A 25,158-nucleotide genomic window follows, 5' to 3' on the forward strand; every position below is an offset into this window, starting at 1 on the left:
ACAGCCCCTAGCCACCCCTTAGTCCGCGGCGCCACGGCCGCCGCCGGTTCGCCCGACGTCGCGGGCGTAGTAAGACTGCGGTGGACCAGTCATCGGGCCTTGTCGGGACAGGGCCACGCCCCGCGAGGTGAAGCGTGTCGGACGTGTTGCTGCTGAACGGCCCGAACCTGGGCATCCTCGGCCGGCGGGAGCCGGAGATCTACGGCACCGACACGCTGGACGACATCGAACGGGCCGTCGGCGAGGAGATCGCGGGACGGGGCTGGCGGGTGGTGGCCGAGCAGCACGACTGCGAGGGCGCCCTGATCCGCGCCATCCAGGACAACTACGACACCGTGGGCGCCATCGTCAACCCGGGCGCCCTGATGATCGCGGGCTGGAGCCTGCGCGACGCGCTGGCCAACTATCCCCGCCCCTTCGTCGAGGTGCACCTGTCCAACGTCTGGGCCCGGGAGAGCTTCCGGCACGACTCGGTGATCGCCCCGCTGGCCAGCGGCGTCATCGTCGGGCTCGGGTCGCTGGGCTACCGCCTGGCCGCCCGCGCCCTCGTCGCGACCGTCCGATGACGATCCGGCACCGCACCGTCCGGCCTCATCGGCGTCGATGCGCCAGCGGTACGGTCGTCCGCACGTTCCGACTCTTCCCGAAGGACATCACGTGCACATTCCCATCCTCGTCCTGACCCTCATCCTCGCCGCGGTGTTCCTGGGCACCGCCGTGCCGAAGCTCACCGGGCAGGCGCAGATGCGCGAGCGGATGGACCACCTCGGCGTCTCGCCCGGGCTGACGCGCCTGCTCGGGGTGCTGGAACTCGCCGCGGTCGCCGGGCTGCTGCTCGGCCTGCTCTGGGCGCCGCTGGGCATCGCGGCGGCGATCGGCCTCGCCCTGCAGATGGTGGGCGCGGTGGTCTACCACGCCCGCGCGAAGGACCCGGCCCCGATGACCCTGACGCCGGTGATCTTCGCCCTGGCGGCCGTCGCGCTCGTGGTCCTGCACGTGCTTGAGGGCTGAGGCGCGGGCGTGACCGGTCCGCAGCGGGGCGACGGCGTGCTCGGTGTCGACGTCGGCGGCACCAAGGTGGCGCTGCGCGCGGAGGCGCCCGGACGGCCTGCGTACGACCGGACCTTCCGCTGGCCACGCGGCGCCGACCCGGCCGCGGACCTGGCCGCGCTGGCCGCCGAGGCGGACCGGCTGCGCGAGGCGTGGGGACCGGTGGCCGCCGTCGGGGTGGCGATGCCGGCGACCACGGACCCGGCGGGCACCGTCACCACCTGGCCCGGCCGGCCCGGTTGGGCGGGGCTGGACCTCGCCGGTGCGCTGCGCCGCATCTTCCCCGACGCGGCGACGGCCGTCGCCGACGACGGTGACCTCGCCGCCCTGGCGGAGGCCCGGCACGCCGGCCGGGACGACGTGGTCTACCTGGGCGTCGGCACCGGGATCGGCGGCGGCGTGGTGCTGGCGGGACGGTCGGTGCCCGGCCGCTCCTCCGCCGAGATCGGTCACATGGTCGTCGCCCTCGACGGCGAGCGCTGCGACTGCGGCCGGCACGGCTGTCTCCAGTCGATCGCGTCCGGCCCGGCCACCCTGCGCCGGGCGGGCGCCGGCCGCGGCGCCGAGGTGAGCTTCGACGACCTGCGGGCGGGGCTCGACGAACGCCGGCCGTGGGCGGTGGCGGCGGTCGACGCGAGCTGCCGGGCGCTGGCGGCGGCGGTCGTGAGCCTCGGTGAGCTGCTGGATCCGGCGCTGGCGATCGTCGGCGGCGGGTTCGCCGCCGGTCTGCCCGACCTCGTGCCGCTCGTCGCCGAGCGGGCCCGCGCCGCCGGCCGGCCCGGGCGGCCGGCGCCACCCGTACGGGCCGCCGCCCTGGGCGGGTTGTCGTCCCTGCACGGCGCGGTGGAGCTGGCCCGTGGCCTGACCGGCCCGCCGGCCCCCGTGCGTTCCGTACCCACCCTGTAGAGGAGATCAGCCATGGTCAGGATCGGTGTCATCGTCGGCAGCACGCGGCCCGGCCGCAAGGCCGACGCCGTGGCCCGCTGGGTGACCGACGTCGCCGCCAAGCGGGGCGACGCCACGGTCGAGCTGGTCGACATCGCCGACCACGACCTGCCGCACTTCGACGAGGTGCTGCCGCCGTCGATGGCGCCGTCGAGGCGCCCCGCCGTACGCCGGTGGGCGTCGACCGTCGCCGGGTTCGACGGCTTCGTCTTCGTCACCCCGGAGTACAACCACTCGATCCCGGGCGCGCTGAAGGACGCCGTCGACTTCCTGTTCAAGGAGTGGCAGCACGCCTCCGCCGGCCTGGTCAGCTACGGCGTGCACGGCGGCACGCGGGCGGCGGAGCACCTGCGGCTGGTGCTCGGGCAGCTCGGCGTGGCCGACGTCCGGTCCCAGGTCGCGCTCTCCCTGACGACGGACTTCGTCAACTTCCGCGACTTCCGGCCGGCGGCGCACCACGAGCAGGCCCTCAACACCATGCTCGACGAGGTGGTCGCCTGGGCCGGCGCGCTGCGGACGCTCCGCCGGCCCTGACGCCGGCGCCGTCCGGGGCTGACGCCGGCACAGTCCGGCCCTGACCCCGGCACCGTCCGGCCCGGACGTCGACGCGGTCGGGCCGGACGCCGACGCGGCGGCTGGCGGCGTCGGCTCGCCGAAGCGGAACGGAACGGGTCGGGTCGGGTCGGCGCTCAGCCGGTCCGCTCGGCCCGGCGCAGCAGCGCGGCGGCCACGCAGCCGCCCGCGAAGACGGCCACGGCGCCGACCGTCTGCCCGGTCTCCAGGGCGGAGCGGAACGCGGCGGAGACGAGCGCGCGCTCCGGCTCGCTCCGCGCGGCGGCCAGCGCTGCGGGGAACGAGCCGGCGCCGGACACGGCGGCGGGCAGCAGCGCGGCGAAGCGGGCGTTGAGGATCGCGCCCAGCACGGCGACGCCGAGGCTGCTGCCGACCTCCGTCATGGTGCCGTCCACGCCCGCGCCCGCCCCGGCCTTCTCCGGCGGGATGGCGCTCATCACGGCCTCGACGATGGCCGGGTTGGCCACGGCGCAGCCGGCGCCCATCACCAGCAGGCCCGGCAGCAGCACCCCGTAGCCGTCCGACGGGGCGTGGGTGATCAGGGCGAGACCGGCGGCGAGCAGCGTCATGCCGAGGGCGATCGAGTACGCCAGCCCGAGCCGGTGGATCACCCGCGCGGCGACGCCGCCCACGTTCAGCAGGACGATGGAGAGCGCGAACGGCATCATCCGCAGCCCCGCCTCCCAGGCCGGGTAGCCGCGGACGAACTGGAGGTGCTGGGTGAGCAGGAACAGCGCGCCGGTGGCGCCGAAGGTGATCAGGACGACGCCGGAGACCGCACCCACGAAGCGGGGGTTGCGGAAGAAGTGCATGTCCAGCATGGGGTCGGCGACCCGCCGTTCCCAGGCCACGAAGGCGGCGAGCAGGAGCACCCCGGCGACCGCCGCGCCGAGCACCGGGGTGGCGGTCCAGCCGTGTTCCGGCCCGGCGATGATCGCGTAGACGACCGCGGTCAGGCCGGCCGTGGAGAGCAGCACCCCGCCCAGGTCTAGTCGGCCCTTGGCCGGCTGGCGCGACTCGGGCACCAGCGCCCACGCCGCCACCAGGCAGACCAGCACGATCGGGACGTTGACCAGGAAGATCGCCCCCCACGGCAGGTGGGCGAGGACGAGCCCACCGAAGGGCGGCCCGGCCGCGAAGCCCAGCGCGCTCGCCGCCGCCCAGAGGCCGATCGCCCGGGACCGCTCGGCGTCGTCGAAGACCTGCATCGCCACCGCGAGGGTGGCGGTGACCAGCAGCGCGCCGCCGATCCCCATGCCGGCGCGGGCCGCGATGAGCTGGCCGCTGGACTGGGCGAGCCCGGCGGCCAGCGACCCGAGCCCGAACAGCACGAGGCCGGCCAGCAGCATCCGGCGGCGGCCGTACCGGTCGGCGGCGCTGCCCGCGGTGAGCAGCAGCCCGCACTGGACCAGGGCGTACGCGTTGATCATCCACTGCACGTCGGCGGTGCTGGCGGACAGCTCGGTCGTGAGCACGGGGATCGCCACGGTCAGCACCGTGTTGTCGAGCACCACGGTGACCTGGGCGAGGCAGAGCACGGCGAGGATCAGCCACCTGCCCCGCACCCGACCGTCCGCGCCGCCGGTCGGCGCCCCCGCGGGGGGCGCGAGCGTCGTCGTCATCGGGCGGCCGGGGCGAAGCGGGCGATGGGGTTGGTCAGGGTGCCGACCAGTTGCAGCGCGGCCGACGGATCGGCGAGGTCGACCATCTGCTGGTTGTTGCGCAGCTGGAGCCGGTTCAGGCAGGACAGCGCGAACTCCGGGGCGAACAGGTCGTAGCGCCGCAGCCGCTCGGCCAGGTGCGGGACGCTATCGGCGTAGTCGGCGGCGCACCCGGCGACCGTCCGCCAGAAGGTCTCCTCGTCGAGGACGCCCTCGGTGACGAGGATGGCGCTGAGGTAGCGCAGGAAGCCGTCGAAGACGTCGGTGAAGATGGACAGCAGCTTCATGTCCTCCGGCACGTCGGCCCTGACCCGTTCGACCAGCGGGGGCAGGTCGGCGGCCGGGTCCATCACCACGATCTCCTCGGCGATGTCCTTGAAGATCGCCCGCTCGACCGTCCCGCCGTCCAGGACGAGGATGACGTTCTCGCCGTGCGGCATGAACGCCAGGTCGTGGGCGTAGAAGCTGTGCAGCAGCGGGGTGAGGTAGGCGTCGAGGTAGCGGCGCAGCCACACCTGCGGCGCCAACCCCGACCGGGCGATGAGCGCGGCGGCGAACGAGCGGCCCTCGCGGTCGGTGTGCAGCAGGGACGCCATGGTGGCCAGTCGCCGGCCCGGCTCCAGCGCGGGCACCGGGCTCTCCCGCCACAGGGCCGCCAGCATCTTGCGGTACGGGGAGTACCGGTCGGTGGCCGCCTCGTACTCCAGGTGCCGGTACCCGACGGCGGCCCGCTCGCGGATGATCGTCAGCCCGGTGCGCTTGAGCACGTCGTCGCCGTCGATCAGGTCGGCGAGCCAGTCGTTGATGGCCGGGGTGGCCGCCATGTACGCGGCCGACAGCCCCCGCATGAAGCCCATGTTCAGCACGGACAGCGCGGTCTTGACGTAGTGCCGCGAAGGGTCGGTGACGTTGAAGAAGGTGCGGATGGACTGCTGGGCGAGGTATTCGTCGGGGCCGGGGCCGAGGCACACCAGCCGGCGCTGCGCCACCTCGGCGGCGAACGTGACGGAGATCCGGTTCCACCACTGCCACGGGTGCACCGGAATGAACAGGTAGTCGGCCGGGTCGAGGCCGAGCCCGGTCAGGGTGTCGGCGAACCCGGCGCGGGTCTCCTCGTCGAGTTCGGCGCGGATCAGGGTGTCGTAGTCGAGGTCGGCGGCGCAGCTGAAGCTCGTCCGGTCGCGGTGCCCGGCCACCCAGAGCAGCCGCAGCGGCTGGCCCGCCTCCGGGGCGTACGCCCGGTATTCGTCGATGCCGAAGCCGATGCGGCCGTTGTTGGCGACGAAGCCCGGGTGGCCCTCGGTCATCTGGGTCTCGATGGCCTGGAAGTCCGCGTCGGCGAGCTCGGCGGCGCTGACCGCCGGCCTGTCGAGCTTGTACGCGGTGCTGGCCAGCGTGGAGCTGATCTCCTCCAGGTAGACGGGGAGGATCGCATCGCTCAGCCCGAGCGCCCCGCGCAGGTCGAGGCAGAACTCCAGGGCGTCCAGCGGCAGCTCGGCGTCGCCGCGGTGGCGGGTGATGCTGTCGGCGTCGATGCGCCAGTGGTCCAGGGCCAGCAGGCTCGCGGTGAACCGGTAGACGACCTCGCCGTCGTCGCCGCGCACCTGGTACCGCCGCTCCCCCGTCACGGTGCCGGCGGAAGCGGGCTCGCCGGCCTGGCCGGCGGGGACGGGCTCCGGCGCGAGCAGGCGCTCGTGGGCGAACTCGGCCAGCGCCTTGCGGACCAGCAGCCGGTTGGCGTGCGCCCAGTTGGCGGGCGTCAGGTGGGCCACTGATGCGAGCGGGTTCACGCGGGCACGTCTCCTCGGGTTGCGGCGTGGAACTGGTCACGGGTGCAGACGCTGAGCAGCGCGTCCTTCTCGGGCTTGCGGATCGGGCCGACCACGGTGAAGCCGACGGCCGCGTTGAGCGCGTGCACCGCCGTGTTGCGCACGTCGGGCTCCACGACGACCCGCCGGGTGGCCGGATCGGCGAAGAGCCACGCCATCACCGTGGTGATCACCGCCCGGGTGAAGCCGTGCACGGGGGCGTCGGCGGGGGCGCAGAGGAAGTGCATGCCGACGTCGCCGTCCGCCGCGTCGTACAGGCCGACGAGTTCGACGTGGGCGGGGTCGTACCGCTCGGCGAGGAAGGCCGGTCGGCCCTCGTGCAGGCCGAGGAACGCGTCGTGGTGCGGGTGCGCGGCGATCCGCCGGTACTCCTCGGCGACCCGGGCCACGTCGGCGTCCTGCATGAGCCAGAACGCCGCCTTCGGGTGGGTCACCCAGCGGTGCAGCAGCGCCGCGTCGGCGTCCGGGTCGAGCGTACGCAGGGCGAACTCGCCGAGCCGGCCGTCGACGCGGCGGTGGACGACCTCGGTCACGACGCGGCCCCGGCCGGCACGCCGAACTCCTGGAAGGCGATGCCCTTCTCGATCGGGTAGTGCTCGCGGCCCAGCAGCTCGCGGATGATCCACGAGTTGCGGTACGGGCCCATGCCCAGGTCGGGCGAGGTGACGCTGTGCGTGTGGGTGCCGGCGTTCTGCAGGAAGATGCCCCGGCCGGTGTGGTCGATGCTGTAGTTGCGGGCCACGTCGAAGCGTCCGTGCGCGTCCCAGCGGATCCGGTCGCGCACCGGCTCCAGGAACTCCGGCACCCGGTAGTGGTAGCCGGTGGCCAGCACCAGCCCCTCGGTGTCCAGCGTGAAGTCGCGCTCCTGCTCGACGTTGCGCAGCCCCAGCGTGTACGTCCCGCTCGCCTCGTCGTGGGTGGCGGTGGTCAGCGCGGTGTTGGTCAGCAGCCGGGTGCGGACCGGGCCGGGGATGCTCTTGGCGTAGAGCAGGTCGTAGATCTCGTTGATCAGGTCGGCGTTGATGCCCTTGAACAGCCCCTTCTGCGCGGACTCCAGCCGGTAGCGGGTGGGCTCCGGCAGGGCGTGGAAGTAGTCCACGTAGTCCGGCGAGGTCATCTCGAGGGTGAGCTTGGTGTATTCGAGGGGGAAGAACCGGGGCGACCGGGTCACCCAGTTGAGCTGGTAGCCGCACGTGTCGATGTCGCCGAGCAGGTCGTGGTAGATCTCGGCCGCGCTCTGCCCGCTGCCGACCACGGTGATGCTCCGCTTCGCGCGCAGCGCCGCCCGGTGCTCCAGGTAGCACGAGTTGTGGATCGCGTCGCCGCCGAGGCCCGCGCAGGCCTCCGGCACGTACGGCGGGGTGCCGGTGCCGAGCACCAGGTGCCGGGCCCGGTACGTGACCGACTCCCCCGTGGCCGCCACCGTGGCCGTGACGGTGTAGTGCTCGTCGGCCGGGTCGAACCCGACGGCCGTGACCTGCTGCCCGAACCGGACGCTGCCCAGCTTGCCGGCGGCCCAGCGGCAGTAGTCGTCGTACTCGCTGCGCAGCGGGAAGAAGCTCTCCCGGATGTAGAACGGGTACAGCCGGCCGGACTCCTTCAGGTAGCTCAGGAACGAGTACGGCGAGGTCGGGTCGGCGAGCGTGACCAGGTCGGCGATGAACGGCGTCTGGAGCCGGGTGGACTCCAGCAGCATCCCGGGGTGCCAGCTGAAGGCGTCCCGCGCCTCCAGGAAGATGCCGTCGAGCTCGTCGATCGGCTCGGTCAGGCAGGCCAGGCCCAGGTTGTACGGGCCCAGCCCGACGGCGATGAAGTCGTGCGTCGACATGCGGTTCTCCAGAGCGGGGGCGGATCGTCAGCCGACGGGGCAGGACAGCTCGGCGGTGGCCCTGGTCTGGGCGTACCAGCCGGCGTGTTCGGCGATGAGGTCGAGGACGTGGGCGATGTCGTCCATCGTGGTCTCGGGGTTGAGCAGGGTGAGCTTGAGGTAGTGCGCGCCGTCGACCTTGGTCCCGGCGACGAGCCCGGCGCCGGAGGCGGCCAGCGCCTCGCGGGCGTACAGGTTGGCGTCGTCGACGACCTCCCGGCCGGCGGCGGCCGGCAGGTAGCGGAAGACCACGGTGCTCAGCTGCGAGCGGGTCACCACCTCGAAGCGGGGGTCCCCGCTGAGCAGCTGCCACGCGGCGGCGGCCCGGTCGACCACCTCGTCGAAGAGCTCGCCGACCGCGTCCGGTCCCATGATCCGCAGGGTCAGCCAGAGCTTCAGGGCGTCGAAGCGGCGGGTGGTCTGGATGCTCTTGTCGACCTGGTTGGGGATGCGCTGCTCGACCATCCGCGCCGGGTTGAGGTAGTCGGCGTGCCAGGTGGCGTGCCGCAGCACGCGCCGGTCGCGCACCAGCAGCGCGCTGGAGCTGACCGGCTGGAAGAACGACTTGTGGTAGTCGACGGTGACCGAGTCGGCCCGCTCGATGCCGTCGAGCAGGTGCCGCCGGGTCGGCGACACCAGCAGCCCGCAGCCGTACGCGGCGTCGACGTGCAGCCAGACGCCGGCGGCGGCGCAGATGTCGGCGATCTGCGGCAGCGGGTCGATGGTGCCGAAGTCGGTGGTGCCGGCGGTGGCGACGACGGCCATGACCGCCAGCCCCTCCTCCCGGCACCGGGCGATCTCCCGGGCCAGGTCGGCGGTACGCATCCGCCGGTCGGCGTCGGTGGGGACGGTGACCACCGCGTCGGCGCCGAGGCCGAGCAGCTTGGCCGCCTTCTGCACGCTGAAGTGACCGGCCGCCGAGGTGATGATGCGCAGTCGCGACAGCAGCTCCGGGCGGGACTGCCGCTCGGTCGTCCGGCCGACGAGGTTCGCGCAGGTCTCCTCGCGGGCCAGCAGCATCGCCTGGAGGTTGGACTGGGTGCCGCCGCTGGTGAAGATGCCGTCGGCGGCCGGCCCCAGGCCGATCCGGTCGGCCGTCCAGTCGATGAGCCGGCGCTCGATCAGGGTGCCGCCGGCGCTCTGGTCCCAGGTGTCCAGCGAGGAGTTGACGGCGGTGAGCACCGCCTCGCCGAGCAGCGCGGGGATCACCACCGGGCAGTTGAGGTGCGCGAGGTAGCGGGGGTGGTGGAAGTAGACGGCGTCGCGCAGGTAGACGTCGTGCAGCTCGTCGAGCGCGGCGCCGCTGTCGCCCAGCGGCCGGTCCAGGTCGATGCCGGCGATCCGTGGCACCAGCTCGTCCGGTGTCACGCCGGTGAACGGCCGGTCCACCTCGGCCATCCGGGTCGCGACCCGGCCGATCCCCTCGGCCAGCACGCGCCGGTAGTCCTCCACCGTGCCGGCGGTGAAGAGGTGGGCGCGGGCGCCGTGGGAGGCGGGGGTCACCCCGGTCGTAGGCACCTGGACGGTGGATCCGGGCAGGCTCATGCGGGTCCTCAACGGTCGGGAATGGACGGTACGGCGAGATGGCGGGACGTCACCATCCGCCCGCAGTCGGTGATCGAGCGAGCTTAGGTTACCCTAACCTAAGGATGTGTCAACATCGTTGCCCACATTGAGCGATATCACTCAGCCGGGCACCTTCGACAACTCGCGCTCCCCCGGCGCCGCAACGGATCGGGGCGGGAACCGCCGCTGGTGTCCGAGGCCCAGCGCGACGCCGAGCGCCACCAGGACGACGGAGGCCACCGCGACCGCGGGATAGCCGAACACCTCGGCCGCGGCCAGCGCGACGGAGGCCGCCACGAACGAGCAGACCAGCCCGAACGACGACAGCACCGTGAAGTCCGTACCGCCCGTGCCGGGCCGGGAGTAGTCCATGTTGACCGTGTAGAGCACGACGTTGGCGATCGTGTAGGCGGCCATGAAGCAGCAGAGCGCCGCGACCGTCCCGGCGAGCGGAGCCTGGCCGTTCAGCAACGGCAGCAGCATCGCCGTGGACAGCGCGAGCGCCACTCCCCCGGCGACGAGCACGCGACCCCGCCCGAACCGGCCGATCGCGGCCCCGGAGACCAGACCGGCCACGATGGCCGGCAGGCTGGTCACCACGCCGGTCACCACGCCGATGCGCGCCAGGGACCAGTCCGCGTCCACCATGGCCGGCGTCACCAGGGCGTACGTCGCGCCCGCGCCGATGTAGACCAGCGGCACCACGCCGAAGGTCCACCGGCGGCAGCCGGGCTGACCCAGCACCGACAGCAGCGCCCGGTACGCCGCACCGGCGCTTTCGACGCGGTCGGTGCGGTCCGGCTCGCGGAACCGCCACACCACCAGCAGGCCGACGGCGGTCAGGGCGGCGAGCAGCAGGATCGCGGGCGCCCACCCGAACCGGTCGTAGACGACCACGCAGGCGCCGCCGCCGAGCAGGTTGCCGACGTAGCTCGCGGCGACCTGGATGCCGTTGCCGGTGCCCCGCGAGCGCTCGGAGAGCAGCCGGACGGCGACGGCGTCGACGGCGATGTCCTGCGTCGCGGAGAGGAACACGTACGCGACGCAGATCGCGACGACCGGGCCGAGCTGCGCGGCCGGGCGGTCGAACGGCAGCAGGGCCAGCAGGGCCAGCACCAGGCCGCCCTGGAGCACCAGCAGCCAGGACCGGTAGTGACCACGGTGGCGGGAGCCGTACCGGTCGAGGACGGGCGCCCAGAGGAACTTGATCGGCCACACCAGGCCGACGAACTGCAACAGCGCCAGCGTGTCGAGGGAGGTGCCGCCGTCGCGCAGGATGGCGGTCAGCCCGACGGTGATGAAGCCGATGCCGAGGTACTGCGTGACGTAGAGCGCGGTCAGCGTGCCGAGCCGACCTCTCACCGGGCGCTCCAGTAGGCCAGCGAGGTGAGCTGGTGCTTGCCGACGCCCAGCGTCCGCCGGACGTGCTTGGTGATGCCGCGCGTGCTGGCCGCCTCGCAGGCCACCCAGTAGTGGGCGTCCTCGGCGGCGGGCAGGGCCGCGCAGACGGTCTCGACCAGGTGCTGGCCCTCGTCGCGGCGCGGCACCCAGGTGACCTGGTGCCTGTCGTGGGCGCGCGGCCCCAGCTCCTTCTCGCCCTCGTGGGCGTACTCCAGCCACACCGTCGCCGGAGTGTCGGGGGCCGCGGCGAGCAGGCTGTTCACCGCCGGGAGCGAGGCGGCGTCGCCCACCAGGTACAGGTGCTGCGGGGCGGGGTCCGGCAGGTTGAAGGTGGTGCCCTGCACCGTGGCCTCGATGGTGTCGCCGACCTGGGCGGCGGCGGCCCACCGGGCGGCGCATCCGTCGTGGATGGCGAACTCCAGGTCGAAGCGGCCGGTCTCCGGGTCGGGGTCGACGAGGGTGTACGCGCGCTGGTGCGGCTTGCCCTCGTTGTCGAACCACAGCCGCACCCACATGGTGGGGTGCACGCCGCACGCCTCCAGCAGCCCGCCGCCGTCCATGCGCAGTCGACGGTAGTGCTCGCCGACGGACTCGGTGCCGAGCACGGTCAGCCGGAAGTCACGGCCGCCCATCGCCTTGAGCACCAGGGCTTCCCAGTTTCGCTTCACGCACCCCTCCAGGTAAGGTCTGCCTCAGTTAGGGGAGGGTAGCCTAAGTTGACATTCCTGTGGCAGGCGGGACGACCGCCCATCCGCGCGGCGCGACGATGACCGGCGTCCATCGCGACCGGTGGGGTGTCCCGCACCTGCGCGCCGACAGCGTCGACGGCCTCGCCCGGTTGCAGGGGCGGGTCGCCGCGGTCGACCGGGCCTGGCAGATCGAAGTGGAACGGTGGCGCTCGGAGGGCCGGCTCGCCGAGCACGTCGGCCCCGCCGAGCTGGGCTGGGACCGCTTCGCCCGCCGGGCCCGCCTCGACGACACCGCCCGGCGCTGCTTCGAGCGGCTCGCCCCCGCCACCCGGCAGTGGGTCGGCGCCTACGTCGACGGGGTCAACGAGGGACTCGCCGAGGGCGCCGCCGCGGCACCCGAGTTCGCGGCGGTCGGCTGCGCCCCGGGCCGGTGGCGGCCGTGGTCGCCGCTGGGGGTCTTCCTCGTCCAGCACGTGCTCTTCTCCACCTTCCCCAACAAGCTGTGGCACGCCCACGTCGCCGCCACCCTCGGCCCGTCCGCGAGCGACCTGTTCGCCGTCGAGGGCCCCGACGGGTCGGGCAGCAACGCCTGGGCCGTACCCGGCGACCCCGGCACCGGACGGGCGCCCGTCATCGCCGGCGATCCGCACCGCATCCTCGAACTGCCCGGCATCTACCACCAGGTGCGCCTCGCCTGCCCCGAGTTCGACGTGTTCGGCTTCGCGTTCCCCGGCGTGCCCGGCCTCCCCCATTTCGGACACGCCGGCGAGGTCGCGTGGGCCGTCACCAACGCGATGGCCGACTACCAGGACCTCTACCGCGAACAGCTGCGCCGCGACGGCGACCGGGTGCTGGTCCGCGAGGCGGACGGCTGGGTGCCGGCGCACCGGCACGTCGAGCGGATCGAGGTCCGTGGCGGCGAACCGGAGTCCGTCGAGGTGATCGAGACGCCGCGCGGGCCGGTCGTCGACCACGACCGGACCACCGGCGAGGCGATCAGCCTGCGTACCCCCAGCCGGGTCGAGCAGCGCCTGGGCTTCGACGCGCTGCTGCCGCTGCTGCGCGCCCGCAGCGCCGACGACGTCGCCGACGCGCTGCGCGACTGGGTCGAGCCGGTCAACAGCGTCCTGGTCGCCGACCGGCGCGGAACGGTCCACCAGTTGGTCGCCGGCCTCGTCCCGCTCCGCGACGACCGGTGCCGCCGGGAGCCGGTGCCCGGCGACGATCCCCGGTACCGGTGGCACGGCGGCTACGCCGAGCCGCGCCGCACCACCGTCGACGGGTTCGCGGTCTGCGCCAACGACCGCCGCCCCGACGTGGCGGACCTCGGCACCGGCTTCGCCCCGCCGCACCGGGCCCGCCGCATCCGCGCCCTGCTCGCCGACGGCGCCCGGGCGGAGGCCGTACACATGGACACCCGGCTGGCGGCCGGGGCGCTGCGCGGCCTGCTCGACCGGGTCGACCCCGGCGGGCTCAGCGGGCCGGCCCGGCGGCTGCGGGACCGGCTGACCACGTGGGACGGGCACATGCGGGCCGACAGCGCCGACGCCGGCGCCTGGGCCGCCTGGCGCGCGGCCCTGGCCCGCCGGCTGTACGACCACCCGTGCCTGCGCCCGCTGCGCGAGGCCCCGAGCGCGTTCGACGGCCTGTTCGCGCCGTGGACCGACCCGCTGTCCCGCATCGGCCACGCCCTCGACGGGGTGGCCACCGGGCTGCACCGCCTCGGCGGCGAGATCGGGCCCGTGGCGGCCGGCGCGCTCGAGGACGTCGCGGCGGGCGACCCGCCGGGGCCGTGGGGCCGGCGGCACGTGCTGCACCCCGTCCACCTCGGCGTGGCGGCGGCCACCGACGAGGCGGTACGGGGCATGCGGGAGCGGGTCGCGCTGGCCGGCGACGCCGACTGCGTGCTGGCCACGTCGAGCGTGCCCGGCGTGTCCGACGCGTGCTGGCGGGGCCCGGTGGCCCGCTACGTGTGGGACCTGACCGACCGGGCCGAGAGCCGCTGGATCGTCCCCTTCGGCGCGTCCGGGCGCCCCGGTGATCCGCACTTCGACGACCAACTGCCACTGTGGGCCGGCGGCGAGCTGGTTCCGGTGGTCACCGACTGGCGAGAACTCACCCCAGAACCAGGAGACGCGACACCGTGACATATCAGGAGAACATCCCCGGCTTCGGCGAGCTGTCGCTCGTCGCGCTGGACCCGGAGGCCCACGCGGAACTGGTGCACGGCTGGGTGACCGAGCCCCGGGCGGCGTTCTGGGGCATGGGTTCGCACTCGGTCGACGAGGTGCGGGAGATCTACGAGTTCGTCGACGGCCTCGACACCCACCACGCGTACCTGATCATGCTCGACGACGCGCCGATCGGCCTGTTCCAGACCTACCGGCCGGAGGCGGACCCGGTCGGCGAGCGCTACACCGTGCGGCCCGGCGACATCGGGATGCACCTGCTGCTCGCTCCCGGGAGGCGCCCGCCGAAGGGCCTCACGACCGCCATCGGCCCCGCCCTCGCCCGCTACCTGTTCGCCGATCCCACCCGGCTCCGGATCGTCGTCGAGCCCGACGTCCGCAACGAGCGCGCGCTCGACCGGCTGCGGCGGGAGGGCTTCACCTTCGCCGACGAGATCGACATGCCCGACAAGCGTGCCCAGCTTGCGTTCCTGACCCGGGAGCGGTTCGAGGCGGACCACGCCGTGCCCGCCTGAGCAGAACGCCCGGACCCCGCCTGACGACGCGGCGAGGCCCCGCCGGGTGCGGCGGGGCCTCGCGAAGACGGGATCAGGCGGTGGGGAAGTTGTCCGGCGTACGGATGCGGTCCCGGATCAGGGCGCCCGACTCGGTGAGCACGCCCGGGCCGGTGTAGGTGCTCCCGGCACAGGTGCCCGGCCGCAGCGCGGCGCTGCCCTCGGCCTTGTCCGAGTAGGTCCAGTTCGCGTAGCTGATCTTCAGGCGGTCCAGCAGGTCGAGCCAGGCGTTGCTGCTGGCGGCGTCGACCCCACCGTCACCGGTGTAGTCCACCGTGCCGAACTCGGTGACGAACAGCGGCAACCGGGCGGCGGCCCGCTCCACCTCGGCCCGGTAGTTGTCCCGGTGGGACGCGGCGTAGAAGTGGAACGTGTACATCACGTTGGTCGCGTTCACCGGGTTGTTGATGACCTCGTTGGCGTTGGAGCCGTCGGAGACGCCCAGCGAGGACCAGCCGCGGGTGCCGACCACGACCACCGCGTCCGGGTCGTTGGCGCGGATCACCGGAATGACCTGCTCGGCGTAGCTCTTGATGGTCGCCCAGCTGACGCCGTTGGGCTCGTTGGCGATCTCGTAGATGACGTTCTTCTTGGCGGCGTTGCGGGCGGAGACGGCGGCGAAGAAGGTCTTGGCCCGGTCGAGGTTGTGCATCGGGTCGCCCGGCGTCAGGGTGTGGAAGTCGATCAGCGCGTACATGCCGCGCTGCTCGGCCTCGTCGACCAGGGCGTTGACCCGGTTGGTGAAGCCGGCCGGGTCGGTCTCGTAGCCGTCCTCCTGGACGTACATGGCGATGCGCAGCAGGTCGGCCCGCCAGTCGTCGGCCAGCGCGTCGAGCGAGGCGTCGTTGTAGCAGCGGGCGAACCACTGGATGCCGTGGGTGCTCATGCCGCGCAACTGGATCGGCCGGCCGTACTGGTTGCACAGGTTGGCCCCGCACACCCGCAGCTGCCCGTTGATCGCGACCGGCGTCTGACCGCCCGGCGGCGGGGTCGTGGGCGGCGGGGTGGTCGGTGGCGGGGTCGTGGGCGGCGGCGTGGTGGGGGCCGGCGGGGTGGTCGGCGTGGTCGCGCCCGTGCAGGCGGTGCCGTTGAGGGTGAACGCCGTCGGCGCGGGGTTGGCGGCGCTCCACGTGCCGTTGAACCCGATGCTGGTCGACGCCCCGGTCGCCAGCGCGCCGTTCCAGCTCACGCTGCGCGCGGTGACTGCGGCGCCGGCCTGGCTCCAGGTCGCCGACCAGCCCTGGCCGACCCGTTGGCCGGCGTCGGGGAAGGCGAAGCCGAGCGTCCAGCCGTCGACCGCGTCGCCCAGGTTCTTGATCGTGATGTTGGCGGTGAAGCCACCGGACCAGCTGCTGGTGGTGTAGGTGACGGCGCAGCCGGTGGCGGCCTGGGCGCTGGCGACCGGGACGGCGGCCGACGCCGCGACGGTCAGCGCGCCGACCGCGCCGGCCATGAGCAGGGTGCGCCGGGACGGGCGCGGTAGGAGCTTCATGCGGGTGCCTTCGCTTCCGATCGGTGGTGGGGGTGCCGGCAGCGCAGGGCGGCGGGACGCCACGTCCGCCCGACGGGTACGGCAGTTCGTACGCCGACGGCCCGCAGGCGGGTCGTCGGGCCGGGAGCCTCGCGACAGATCCCCGCCCACGGGTCCGGGAGCGCTCCCACTGACGGCAGCCTAGGCGCGCCCCGGGCTCCCCGCAACATGGACACCCGTCGACCTCTTCCGCACGCGCGCCGGCCCCGGGGCGCGGACGCCCCGGGGCCGGTGTGCCGACGGTGTCGGTCAGAAGGTGGGAGCCAGGTAGAGCAGGCGGTTCGGCGAACCGGTGCCCGGGTTGGTGATCACGTTCGGGGTGGCCTGGCTGACGATGTACGAGTGGACCTGGGCGGGCGTCCAGCTCGGGTTGACGCTGAGCACCCGGGCGGCCGCCCCGGCGACGTGCGGCGAGGCCATCGACGTGCCGCTGATGGACGAGGTGGCGGTGTCGCTGGTGGACCAGGCCGACAGCACGCCCACGCCGGGGGCGAACAGGTCGGTGCAGGTGCCCCAGTTGGAGAACGACGCCCGGGCGTCGTTGCTCTGCGACGCGTTGACGGTCAGCGCCGTCGGGACGGAGGCCGGCGAGAAGTTGCAGGCGTTGGCGTTCGAGTTGCCGGAGGCCACGGCGTAGGTGATGCCGTCGGCGATCGAGTTCGCCACGGCGGTGTTCAGGGAGGCGTTGGTCGAACCGCCGAGGCTCATGTTCGCCACCGCCGGCTGGCCCGCCTGGTGGTTCGAGGTCACCCAGTTGATGCCGGCGATGACCTGCGCCCACGTGCCGCTGCCCTGGCAGTTCAGCACGCGGACGGCCACCAGCCGGACGTCCTTCGCCACGCCGTAGGTGTTGCCGCCGACGGTGCCCGCGACGTGGGTGCCGTGGCCGTTGCAGTCGGCGGCCGGCAGCGCGTTGTCGATCGCGTCGTAGCCGTCGACGGCCTGACCGGCGAAGTCGACGTGGGTGGTCCGGATGCCGGTGTCGATGATGTACGCCGTCACGCCGGTGCCGCTGCTGTTCCAGGTGTAGGTGCGGCTCAGCGGGAGGTTCCGCTGGTCGATGCGGTCCAGGCCCCACGGCGGGTTGTTCTGGGTGGCCGTCATCGTCACGGTGTGGTTCTGCTCGACGTAGGCGACGTCGGGGTGCGCGGCGAGGCGCTTGGCGGCCCGCTCGGAGAGCTTCACCTCGAAGCCGTTGAGCGCGTCACCGTAGACGTGCCCGACGCTGCCGCCGAAGCGGGCGGCGAGGGAGCCCGCCGTGCTCTTCACCTCGCCCTGCCGGGTGCCGGCGCGACCGCCGACGCTGGTGTCCTTGAGTACCACGATGTAGCTGTCGGCCACGGCGGTCGCGCCACCGGCGCTGAGGATCTCGCCGGTGGCCGAGGCCGCCGCCGGCGCGCCGATCATGGTGGTGACCATGGCGGCGCTGGCGAACACGCTGGCCGCAGCGGCGAGGGTCCGCCGATGAGTGCGAGGGAGTGACATCTCCCGGTCCTCCTACTGTGGTGGCCCCCGGGTGGCTCGTGGCACACCCGACAGGCGGTCTGGACGATGGACAAACCTTAGCCGCCACATTCATGATCGTGAATTTTGTTGATGTTCACGATATGAGGAAGATGTTGAGAAGCATTGGTCGTGAATGCCTTGCGTGAAACGGGATTCCATTGAGATACGTCGACCTTGCTGGTTGACTGTCGGGGGAGAACCGGGCCGTCACACACCGCACCTCGACCTGTGACAGGAGTTCCTCCACCATGCTCCGAAGGCCCCTGCTCCACGCCCTGCTCGCCGCGCTGGCGGCGATCCCCCTCACCCTCACCGCCGGGCTCACCGCCCCCTCCCCCGCACTGCCGGCGGCCGCCGCGCCCGTACGGGTGATGCCGCTGGGCGACTCGATCACCGGATCCCCCGGCTGCTGGCGCTCCGTGCTCTGGAACCGCCTCCAGGCCGCCGGTCACACCGACGTCGACTTCGTCGGGACGCTCGGCCCGCAGGGCTGCGGCCAGCCCCACGACGGCGACAACGAGGGGCACGGCGGCTACCTGGTGACCAACGTGGCCAACCAGAACCTGCTGCCGGGCTGGCTCGCCGCCACCCGGCCCGACATCGTCCTGATGCACTTCGGCACCAACGACGTGTGGAGCAACATCCCGCCCGCCACGATCCTCGCCGCGTACGGCAGGCTGGTGGACCAGATGCGGGCCAGCAACCCGGCGATGAGGATCCTCGTCGCGAAGATCATCCCCATGGCGCCGCCCACGTGCCCGGAGTGCGGCCAGCGGGTGACGGCCCTCAACGGCGCGATCGACGGCTGGGCGGCAGCGACCGGCACCGCCGCCTCGCCGGTGGTGGTGGTCGACCAGTGGACCGGGTTCAGCACGACCACCGACACCTACGACGGCGTGCACCCGAACGCGGCCGGCGACCAGAAGATGGCCGACCGCTGGTACCCGACCCTGGCCGCCGCGCTGGGCGGCGTCACTCCGACGCCCACCGCCAGCCCGACGCCCACCGCCAGCCCGACGCCGACCCCCACCGCCAGCCCCACGCCGACGCCCACCGGCCCGGCGGGCGGCTGCGCCGCGAGCTATCGCGTGGTGGGCCAGTGGCAGGGCGGCTTCCAGGGCGAGGTGACGGTACGCAACTCCGGCGCCGCGCCGACCTCCGGATGGACCGTCCGCTTCGCGTTCACCGACGGCCAGCGGATCAGCCAGTCGTGGAACGCCCGGCTGACGCAGGACGGGGCGGAGGTCACCGCCCGCCACGTCGACTGGAACGGCGCCCTCGCCCCCGGCGCGCAGGCCACCTTCGGCTTCCTCAGCAGCACCACCGGGGACGCCGCCACGACAACGGTGACCTGCGCGCCCGCCTGACATCCGCACGCCCGCACGCCGCACCGGCGCGGTCGGCCCGGACGCCCAGAACACGCGTCCGGGCCGGCAGCCGCGGCCTTCCTAGCCGAATGTCGGCTACATCTCCGTGCGCAAATGAGTGATTCTGGTCACACTGCCGCCTCGGGCCCGCCCGTCGGTCCACACCGGGGGCCGCACAACGGAATTCCCTTCCGGCGGCCCGGATCCACGCCGTCCGCGGCCCCCGGAGGTCCGGGCATCTCACCACGTACTGACCCGTAACTCGTACGTAGAGTCACGCGTGACGCCGTCGGTACCGAACTGTGCCTCTATCGAATTCAGCCGCCCATCGTCACGGTTTGCGGCGCTCACTACCCTGATCCCTGATCCCGTGCCTGGGCACACGTCGACAGCGATAAGGGCTTCACATGAGCGACAGTTACCCTCCGTACGGAGGGCAGCAGCCGGACCCGAACGTCACCCCCTGGAGCGGGCCGCCGGCCCCGCAGCAGGGCGGGTACCCGGGTTACGGGCAGCCAGCGCAGGCGCCCCAGTTCGGCGCTCCCTTCCCGCCGCCGAAGAAGTCGAACAAGGGCCTGGTCATCGGACTGGTCGCCGGCGCGGTGGTCCTCGTGCTCGCCATCTGCGGCGCCGGCATCGGCCTCGTCCTGGTCAACGGTGACGACGACGAGCCCACCATCGTCGCGACCGGCGGTCCCAGCCCCGACGCCGGCACCAGCAGCACGCCGGGCACGGACGCCTCCCCCACCCCCGGGCAGCAGGAGACGCAGGAGCCGAACAACAACGCGGTCACCGCCCGCTACTCCAGCGACCTGTCCAACGTCTGCGACGGCGGCCAGATCCTGAACGCGGCCACCTACAACGGCCCGTCCGGCGCCAAGGCGTACACGTTCTCGAACAACCCCGACCGGCCGAACTTCTGGTCGTCGAAGTCGGTCGCCTCGAACAAGCCGTACTACGCCAAGAGCGCCGACTTCCAGACGGTGTCCGTGGTCGGCTGCCTCAAGTTCGTCGAGGGCAGCGAGGGCGCGCCGAAGAAGTGCCAGTACAAGGACAGCGCCGGCAAGCAGGTCACCATCGACTACATCTCGTCGCGCTACACCCTGACCTTCTACGCCGCGAAGACCGGCGAGAAGATCGGCGACGGCGGCACCGTCAGCGCCCCGGCGGCGCGCTGCCCGAGCTTCATCTCGTACAACAAGACCACCATGAAGTCGCACGCGGCGCCGGACTCCGGCAGCATCGAGGCCGCCCTGGACAAGTTCCTGTCCTGAGCGGCACGGTCGACGGTGGGGAGGGACGGATCACCGTCCCTCCCCACCGTCGTCTCTCCGCAGGGCCACCCGTGCGGGCGGCGACCGTGACCTGGACCATCACGCCGATCGACCGTGGTGGAGAAGCCCGGGCGGGGTAGGTCGCGGCGGCCTCCCGCAGCGCCTGCGGCTCGACGTCCACCTGCGATCCGACCGCGCCCGGCCCGCCGGACGCCGGTGGGATCGGGGCGATGGCACCGGCCCGTTGGGTGCCCGACGACGGCGGGGCCGCCACCGTCCGAGGATGGTGGCGGCCCCGCCCGTCGTGGGTTCGCGTCAGCGGCGCGCCGGCGCCTCCCGACCGGCGGCGTCCACCGTGACCTGGTCGAAGGCCGGAGCACCGTCGACGGCGTCGGCGGCCACGGCCGTCGACCTGGCGGGATCGGGCAGGTCCAGGCTGCTGCGCAGGCCGACCGGCTTCAACAGGACCGCGGCGATGATGCCGACGACGGCGATCGCGGCGGAGATGAGGAAGATGTGGCCGGTGGCGTCCCCGTACGCCGCGCGGACGATCTGCTGGACCGCGTCGGGCATGGCGTCGAGGTTCAGGCTGCCGGCTCCCGCGCTGCCGGAGGCGGGGATGCCGGCAGCGGAGAGGTCGGCGGTGATCTGGTCGGTCACCCGTCGGGCGAGGACCGCGCCGAGCACCGACACGCCGATCGTGCCGCCGAGCGAGCGGAAGAACGCGACGGTCGAGCTGGCCGCGCCGATGTCCCGGAGCGAGACGGTGTTCTGCACGGCGAGGACGAGGTTCTGCATCGTCATGCCGACCCCGACGCCGACGATGAACATGGCCACGCCGACCAGCACCAGCGAGGTCTCGTGGTCGATGGTGCCGAGCAGGGCGAACCCGATGACGAGCACGATCGCGCCGAACACGATGTACGGCTTGATCTTCCCGGTCTTCGTGATCAGCCGGCCGGCGATGATCGACGATCCGAGGACGCCGGCCATCATCGGGATGGTGAGCAGCCCGGCCTCGGTCGGGCTGTAGCCGCGGCCGATCTGGAAGTACTGGCCGAGGAAGACGGCGCCGCCGAACATCGCCATGCCGACCGCCAGGCTGCCCAGGATGGCCAGGGCGGTGGTCCGCTGGCGGACGAGATCGAGCGGAACGACCGGCTCGTCGACCCGGGACTCCACCCAGACGGCCAGGGCGAGCAGCGCGACCGCACCGCCCACCATGGCGGCGGTCTGCCAGGAGGCCCAGGCGAACGAGTCGTCGACGAAGGAGATCCAGATGAGCAGCACGCTGACGCCGGCGGCGATCAGGGCCGCGCCCAGGTAGTCGATCTTGACGTTCTCGCGGCGGACCGTCGGCAGGCGCAGGGTGAACTGGAGGAGGACCAGCGCGATGGCGGCGACGGGGACCCCGACGAAGAAGCACCAGCGCCAGCCGAGCCAGGACGTGTCGACGATCAGCCCGCCCAGCAGCGGGCCGCCGACCGTCGCCACCGCCATCACGCCACCGAGGTAGCCGTTGTACCGGCCGCGCTCCCGGGGCGGGATCATCGCGGCGATGGCGACCTGGACGAGGGCCTGGAGGCCGCCGACGCCGATGCCCTGGAACGCGCGGGCGGCGATGAGCTGGCCGGCCGTCTGGGCGAAGCCGGCGATCACGGAGCCGACCAGGAAGACGACGATGGCGACCTGGACCAGGAGCTTCTTGTTGAACAGGTCGGCGAGCTTGCCCCAGATCGGGGTGGTCGCGGTCGCGGTGAGCAGGGTGGCGGTGACCACCCAGGTGTACTGGGTCTGCGACCCGTTCAACGCGCCGATGATGTTCGGCAGCGCCGTCGAGACGACGGTGCCGCTGAGCATGGCGACGAACAGCACCAGCAGCAGGCCGCTGAGGGCCTCCAGCGTCTGCCGGTGTGTCATCGGCGCGTCGCCGGCCGTGGTGGTGGGTGCGCTCATCGCGCGGCCTCCAGGTTGTCGTGGTGTCCGAGGGCGGTCTCGATGTCGCGGGTGAACCGGCCGAGCGCGGTGGCGAACGCCGCCACCTCCGCGGGGGTCCAGTCGGCGAGCGCGGTGTCGAGGATCCGGCCGTACCAGTCGTAGGTGTCGGTCAGGGCGGCCCGCCCGGCCGGGGTGACGGTCAGCAGGCTGGCCCGCTTGTCGGCGGGGTCGGCGCGCCGCTCGACCAGGCCGTGGCTGACGAGCGAGGCGACGGCGCGGCTGACCGTCGACGGGTCGAGCCCGCTGCGGGCCGCCAGCTCCCGGGCGTGGCAGTCGGCGGGCAGCTTCTCGATCTGCATGAGGAGGCCGGCGAGGCCGACCGGCACGGTCGGCCGGACGTCGGCCCGGTGCCGTTTGATCAGCCGTACGCTCCGGATCAGCTCGGACAGCCTCGCACCGAGCTCGCGGCCGGCAGTTTCCACGCCGCCTCCCCTGTCGCAGATGGTTGCCGCACACAAGCATCTGCCGATCTTGCTCACAGTGCAAGTTTGCGCGATGAGAACTGAGTCACCGCCCCGTAGGCTGTCGCCCATGGCGGAGACCACCGGGCTGCGGGAGCGCAAGAAGGCGGCCACCCGCCTCGCCCTGCACGAGGCGGCCCTGCGCCTCGCCACGGAACACGGGCTCGACCGGGTCACCGTGGAGGCCATCGCCGACGCCGCGAACGTCTCCCGCCGGACGTTCTCCAACTACTTCTCCAGCAAGGAGGAGGCGGTCTTCCACGGCGACGCCGTACGGCTGCGCCGGCTGCTCGAACTGGTCCGCCGGCAGCCGGCCGACGCGCCGCCGTGGGCCGTGCTGAGCGCGGCCGCCGAACGCCTCGCCGTCGAGGCGTACGGCAACGCCCCGCCCTCCTGGCTGCTGCACCGCCGTCAGCTACGCGGGCACCCGGGCCTCGTCGCGCACCAGATCGCGGCCTACACCGCCATCGAGCGCGATCTCGCCGACGACGTCGCCCGGCGGCTGACCGGCCCCGACCGGGCGCTGCGGTCCCGGGTCGTGGCGGCGGCCTTCCTGGCCTCCCTGCGCGTCGCCATCCAGCACTGGATCGACCACCCCGACGGGCCGCTGCACGACGTCCTCCGCACCGCGCTCGCCGAGACCGCCACCACCCCGGCCGGCACGTCCGCCCCACCGGTCACGTCCGTCCCACCGCCGGCCGGCTGACGCCCGGCAGTAGGAGGTGCGCCTCGGGCCGGCCCCGCCGAACCTGCGGCAGCGTGCAGGAAATGGACCGCCTGACTTGTTGCGGCGTGGCCTCGCTTGACCTTGTCACGGTGACAAGCTCTTCACTGTGGCCGAGGAGGTGGTTCCGATGACCATGCCGGAACGAGACACGGGCACGATGCGGGTTCTCTGGCGGCTGGAGGACAGCAACCCGTCGGCGCGGCTGCGGGCAGCGCTGGCGGTCGGCACGGCGCCGGACCCACGGTTCGTCGACAAGCTCGTCGAACGATGCGCGATCGAACCCGAGTTCCCCGTACGCGAGATGCTCACCTGGGCGCTCACGCGCCACCCGTCGTCGATGACGGTTCCGACGCTCGTCGATGAACTCCGCTCAGAGCGTGCGCAGGCCCGAAGCCAGGCGTTGCACACGCTGTCCAAGATCGGGGACCGGCAGGCGTGGCCGGCGATCACCCGGGCGCTGCTGACCGACGCCGACGACGAGGTGGCGCGGAGCGCCTGGCGCGCGGCGGTGGCACTCGTACCCGAAGGTGACGAACCCGCGTTGGCCGCGGTGTTGGCGACGCAGCTCGGGCGCGGCGAGCGTGCGACGCGGTTGAGCCTCAGCCGCGCGCTGATCGCGCTCGGCGAAGTGGTCACGCCGATCCTGCGCGCCGCGACGACGGATCCCGACCCTCGCGTCCGGCAGCACGCGAGCGCCACGGAACGGCTGTCGCGCGACCCGGACGCCGGGTTCGAGTTCGCGGTCGAGGAGGCGAAGCGCATCGCAGCCCTCGGCACGACCGGCCAGGAGGGGTGACAGGCGTTGTTGATCGGTGAGGTGGCGCGGCGCTCCGGCGTCAGCGCCCGCATGCTCAGGCACTACGACTCGCTCGGCCTGGTGCGGCCGACGGGTCGTACCCGGGCCGGCTATCGGGAGTACTCGGGCGAGGACATCCGGCGGATCCTCCACATCGAGAGCCTGCGGTCGTTGGGGCTGTCGCTGCGCGAGGTCGGGCGCGCGCTGGACGATCCCGGTTTCACGCCCTCGGGGCTCGTCGACGATCTCATCCGCCGGACGCGGGAACGCATCGCGGCGGAGACGGAGCTGCTCACCCGACTCCGTCAGATCGACGCCACGGAGCCCGCCGGCTGGGACGGCGTCCTCCGGATCGTCGCGCTCCTGCAGGCACTGGGAGCGGAGAGCGCCGGCAAGCGCCAACGCGCGGCCCTGTCCTCGGCCGAGGAGGTTCCGGTGCCGGTGGAAGCGCTGGTCGGGGCAGCGTTGAGCGAGACGGACCCGAACGTCGCCGGTGCCCTCCGGTGGGCGCTGGCGCGGTCGGGCGACGGGGGCCTGGCACTGCTGGCGGAGGGCCTCGGCTCACCGGCGGCCGAGGTGCGCGAACGTGCCGTCCGGTCCGTCGCCGAGATCCCGAGCGGTGCGGCGACGGCGCTGCTGCGGGACGCCCTCACGCACCCGGACCTCGCGGTCCGCAGGTGTGCCGCTCTGGCGCTCGGGGCGCGTGGGGCGGCCGACGCGGTCCCGACGCTGATCGACATGATCGTCGAGGAGACCAGCGACGCCGATGCCGCCGACGCGCTGGGCGCGCTGGCGACCGATCCCGCGTCGGCCGAGAAGATCGCCACCGGGCTCGTCGACCGCCTCGCCCACGCAGCGGTCGGACCGTCCGCACGTCGGCGGCTGACGCAGGCGCTCGCGGACGTCCCGGGGATCACGACGTCACGTGCCCTCGCGGAGCTGTCGCAGGACGAGGACCGTGCCGTCGCGCTCACTGCGGCGTACGTCCTCGGGCTGCGCGACGCGCGGTGACGGTTCCCTGCCGGGGTGGCCCGCCGCGCTTCCCCGCTAGGCTGTGTCTTCAAAGGATCTTGGTGTCGGATGATGTAGCGCGTGGGTCGTCGCTACGAGTTGTCTGACGTTGAGTGGGAAGCGCTGTCGCGGTACCTGCCGTCGGCGGTGACCGGTGGTCGGC

22 protein-coding genes are annotated in these 25,158 nt (G+C 73.1%); 11 read left to right on the forward strand and 11 right to left on the reverse strand.

Annotated features, from left to right (window positions below):
* Nucleotides 1-134: 134 nt before the first annotated feature.
* The 4 genes from RM555_RS24700 to RM555_RS24715 all read left to right on the forward strand — a co-directional run bounded on the left by RM555_RS24700 (nucleotide 135) and on the right by RM555_RS24715 (nucleotide 2,529).
* The gene (locus RM555_RS24700) at nucleotides 135-566 is read left to right on the forward strand and encodes a type II 3-dehydroquinate dehydratase (RefSeq protein WP_311413974.1); all 432 of its coding nucleotides are present in this window, start codon (nucleotides 135-137) and stop codon (nucleotides 564-566) included.
* A gap of 91 nt (nucleotides 567-657) precedes the next feature.
* The gene (locus RM555_RS24705; RefSeq protein ID WP_132240772.1) at nucleotides 658-1,011 is read left to right on the forward strand and encodes a DoxX family protein; all 354 of its coding nucleotides are present in this window, start codon (nucleotides 658-660) and stop codon (nucleotides 1,009-1,011) included.
* 9 nt (nucleotides 1,012-1,020) lie between these two features.
* A complete protein-coding gene (locus tag RM555_RS24710; RefSeq protein ID WP_311413975.1) occupies nucleotides 1,021-1,956 on the forward strand; it encodes an ROK family protein in 936 nt (311 codons plus the stop codon).
* Between the two features lie 12 nt (nucleotides 1,957-1,968).
* Nucleotides 1,969-2,529, forward strand: coding sequence for an NADPH-dependent FMN reductase (locus tag RM555_RS24715; RefSeq protein ID WP_311413976.1), 561 nt, complete (start codon nucleotides 1,969-1,971; stop codon nucleotides 2,527-2,529).
* Nucleotides 2,530-2,684: 155 nt separating this feature from the next.
* On the opposite strand, the gene RM555_RS24720 is transcribed toward RM555_RS24715, so the two are convergent.
* From RM555_RS24720 to RM555_RS24750, 7 genes are all read right to left on the reverse strand, one after another.
* A complete protein-coding gene (locus RM555_RS24720) occupies nucleotides 2,685-4,190 on the reverse strand; it encodes an MFS transporter (RefSeq protein ID WP_311413977.1) in 1,506 nt (501 codons plus the stop codon).
* The gene (locus RM555_RS24725) at nucleotides 4,187-6,019 is read right to left on the reverse strand and encodes an IucA/IucC family protein (protein ID WP_311413978.1); all 1,833 of its coding nucleotides are present in this window, start codon (nucleotides 6,017-6,019) and stop codon (nucleotides 4,187-4,189) included. Before RM555_RS24725 ends, RM555_RS24720 begins: the two co-directional genes overlap by 4 nt.
* Nucleotides 6,016-6,591, reverse strand: a complete 576-nt coding sequence (locus RM555_RS24730; RefSeq protein ID WP_311413979.1) for a GNAT family N-acetyltransferase — start codon at nucleotides 6,589-6,591, stop codon at nucleotides 6,016-6,018. Before RM555_RS24730 ends, RM555_RS24725 begins: the two co-directional genes overlap by 4 nt.
* Nucleotides 6,588-7,886: a lysine N(6)-hydroxylase/L-ornithine N(5)-oxygenase family protein gene (locus RM555_RS24735; protein ID WP_311413980.1), complete on the reverse strand. Its 1,299-nt coding sequence runs from the start codon at nucleotides 7,884-7,886 to the stop codon at nucleotides 6,588-6,590. The genes RM555_RS24730 and RM555_RS24735 overlap by 4 nt, the downstream gene beginning before the upstream one ends.
* Before the next feature lie 27 nt (nucleotides 7,887-7,913).
* Complete coding sequence (locus RM555_RS24740) at nucleotides 7,914-9,470, reverse strand: pyridoxal phosphate-dependent decarboxylase family protein (RefSeq protein WP_311413981.1); 1,557 nt, start codon at nucleotides 9,468-9,470, stop codon at nucleotides 7,914-7,916.
* Between the two features lie 141 nt (nucleotides 9,471-9,611).
* A complete protein-coding gene (locus RM555_RS24745) occupies nucleotides 9,612-10,853 on the reverse strand; it encodes an MFS transporter (protein WP_311413982.1) in 1,242 nt (413 codons plus the stop codon).
* A complete protein-coding gene (locus RM555_RS24750) occupies nucleotides 10,850-11,560 on the reverse strand; it encodes a siderophore-interacting protein (RefSeq protein ID WP_311413983.1) in 711 nt (236 codons plus the stop codon). Before RM555_RS24750 ends, RM555_RS24745 begins: the two co-directional genes overlap by 4 nt.
* Before the next feature lie 98 nt (nucleotides 11,561-11,658).
* On the opposite strand from RM555_RS24750, the gene RM555_RS24755 reads away from it, so the two are divergent.
* The gene (locus RM555_RS24755; protein ID WP_311413984.1) at nucleotides 11,659-13,728 is read left to right on the forward strand and encodes a penicillin acylase family protein; all 2,070 of its coding nucleotides are present in this window, start codon (nucleotides 11,659-11,661) and stop codon (nucleotides 13,726-13,728) included.
* Nucleotides 13,725-14,285 carry a GNAT family N-acetyltransferase gene (locus RM555_RS24760; RefSeq protein WP_311413985.1) on the forward strand — a complete coding sequence of 187 codons (561 nt, stop codon included), beginning with the start codon at nucleotides 13,725-13,727 and terminating at the stop codon, nucleotides 14,283-14,285. Before RM555_RS24755 ends, RM555_RS24760 begins: the two co-directional genes overlap by 4 nt.
* Before the next feature lie 73 nt (nucleotides 14,286-14,358).
* Here RM555_RS24760 and RM555_RS24765 read toward each other — a convergent pair whose 3' ends face one another.
* The gene (locus RM555_RS24765) at nucleotides 14,359-15,816 is read right to left on the reverse strand and encodes a cellulase family glycosylhydrolase (RefSeq protein ID WP_311413986.1); all 1,458 of its coding nucleotides are present in this window, start codon (nucleotides 15,814-15,816) and stop codon (nucleotides 14,359-14,361) included.
* Between the two features lie 288 nt (nucleotides 15,817-16,104).
* On the reverse strand, nucleotides 16,105-17,340 hold the full coding sequence (locus RM555_RS24770) for a S8 family peptidase (protein ID WP_311413987.1): 1,236 nt from the start codon (nucleotides 17,338-17,340) through the stop codon (nucleotides 16,105-16,107).
* A 269-nt stretch (nucleotides 17,341-17,609) separates the two neighbouring features.
* Between RM555_RS24770 and RM555_RS24775 the strand changes: the two genes are divergently transcribed.
* Entirely contained in the window at nucleotides 17,610-18,728 is a 1,119-nt protein-coding gene (locus RM555_RS24775; protein ID WP_311413988.1) for a cellulose binding domain-containing protein, read from the forward strand.
* Between the two features lie 407 nt (nucleotides 18,729-19,135).
* Nucleotides 19,136-20,002 (forward strand): hypothetical protein, encoded by an 867-nt coding sequence (locus RM555_RS24780; RefSeq protein ID WP_151456125.1) that lies wholly within the window; start codon nucleotides 19,136-19,138, stop codon nucleotides 20,000-20,002.
* Between the two features lie 315 nt (nucleotides 20,003-20,317).
* Here the strand turns inward: RM555_RS24780 and RM555_RS24785 are convergent, their stop codons facing one another.
* Nucleotides 20,318-21,958 carry an MDR family MFS transporter gene (locus RM555_RS24785; RefSeq protein WP_311413989.1) on the reverse strand — a complete coding sequence of 547 codons (1,641 nt, stop codon included), beginning with the start codon at nucleotides 21,956-21,958 and terminating at the stop codon, nucleotides 20,318-20,320.
* On the reverse strand, nucleotides 21,955-22,422 hold the full coding sequence (locus RM555_RS24790) for a MarR family winged helix-turn-helix transcriptional regulator (protein WP_311413990.1): 468 nt from the start codon (nucleotides 22,420-22,422) through the stop codon (nucleotides 21,955-21,957). Before RM555_RS24790 ends, RM555_RS24785 begins: the two co-directional genes overlap by 4 nt.
* A gap of 109 nt (nucleotides 22,423-22,531) precedes the next feature.
* Between RM555_RS24790 and RM555_RS24795 the strand changes: the two genes are divergently transcribed.
* The 3 genes from RM555_RS24795 to RM555_RS24805 all read left to right on the forward strand — a co-directional run bounded on the left by RM555_RS24795 (nucleotide 22,532) and on the right by RM555_RS24805 (nucleotide 24,995).
* Nucleotides 22,532-23,167 carry a TetR/AcrR family transcriptional regulator gene (locus RM555_RS24795; protein WP_311413991.1) on the forward strand — a complete coding sequence of 212 codons (636 nt, stop codon included), beginning with the start codon at nucleotides 22,532-22,534 and terminating at the stop codon, nucleotides 23,165-23,167.
* Nucleotides 23,168-23,321: 154 nt separating this feature from the next.
* Entirely contained in the window at nucleotides 23,322-23,984 is a 663-nt protein-coding gene (locus tag RM555_RS24800; RefSeq protein ID WP_311413994.1) for a HEAT repeat domain-containing protein, read from the forward strand.
* Between the two features lie 6 nt (nucleotides 23,985-23,990).
* The gene (locus RM555_RS24805; RefSeq protein WP_311413992.1) at nucleotides 23,991-24,995 is read left to right on the forward strand and encodes a HEAT repeat domain-containing protein; all 1,005 of its coding nucleotides are present in this window, start codon (nucleotides 23,991-23,993) and stop codon (nucleotides 24,993-24,995) included.
* Nucleotides 24,996-25,158: the final 163 nt, after the last annotated feature.

The organism is Micromonospora reichwaldensis (assembly GCF_031845925.1).
GTDB classification, from domain to species: domain Bacteria; phylum Actinomycetota; class Actinomycetes; order Mycobacteriales; family Micromonosporaceae; genus Micromonospora; species Micromonospora reichwaldensis.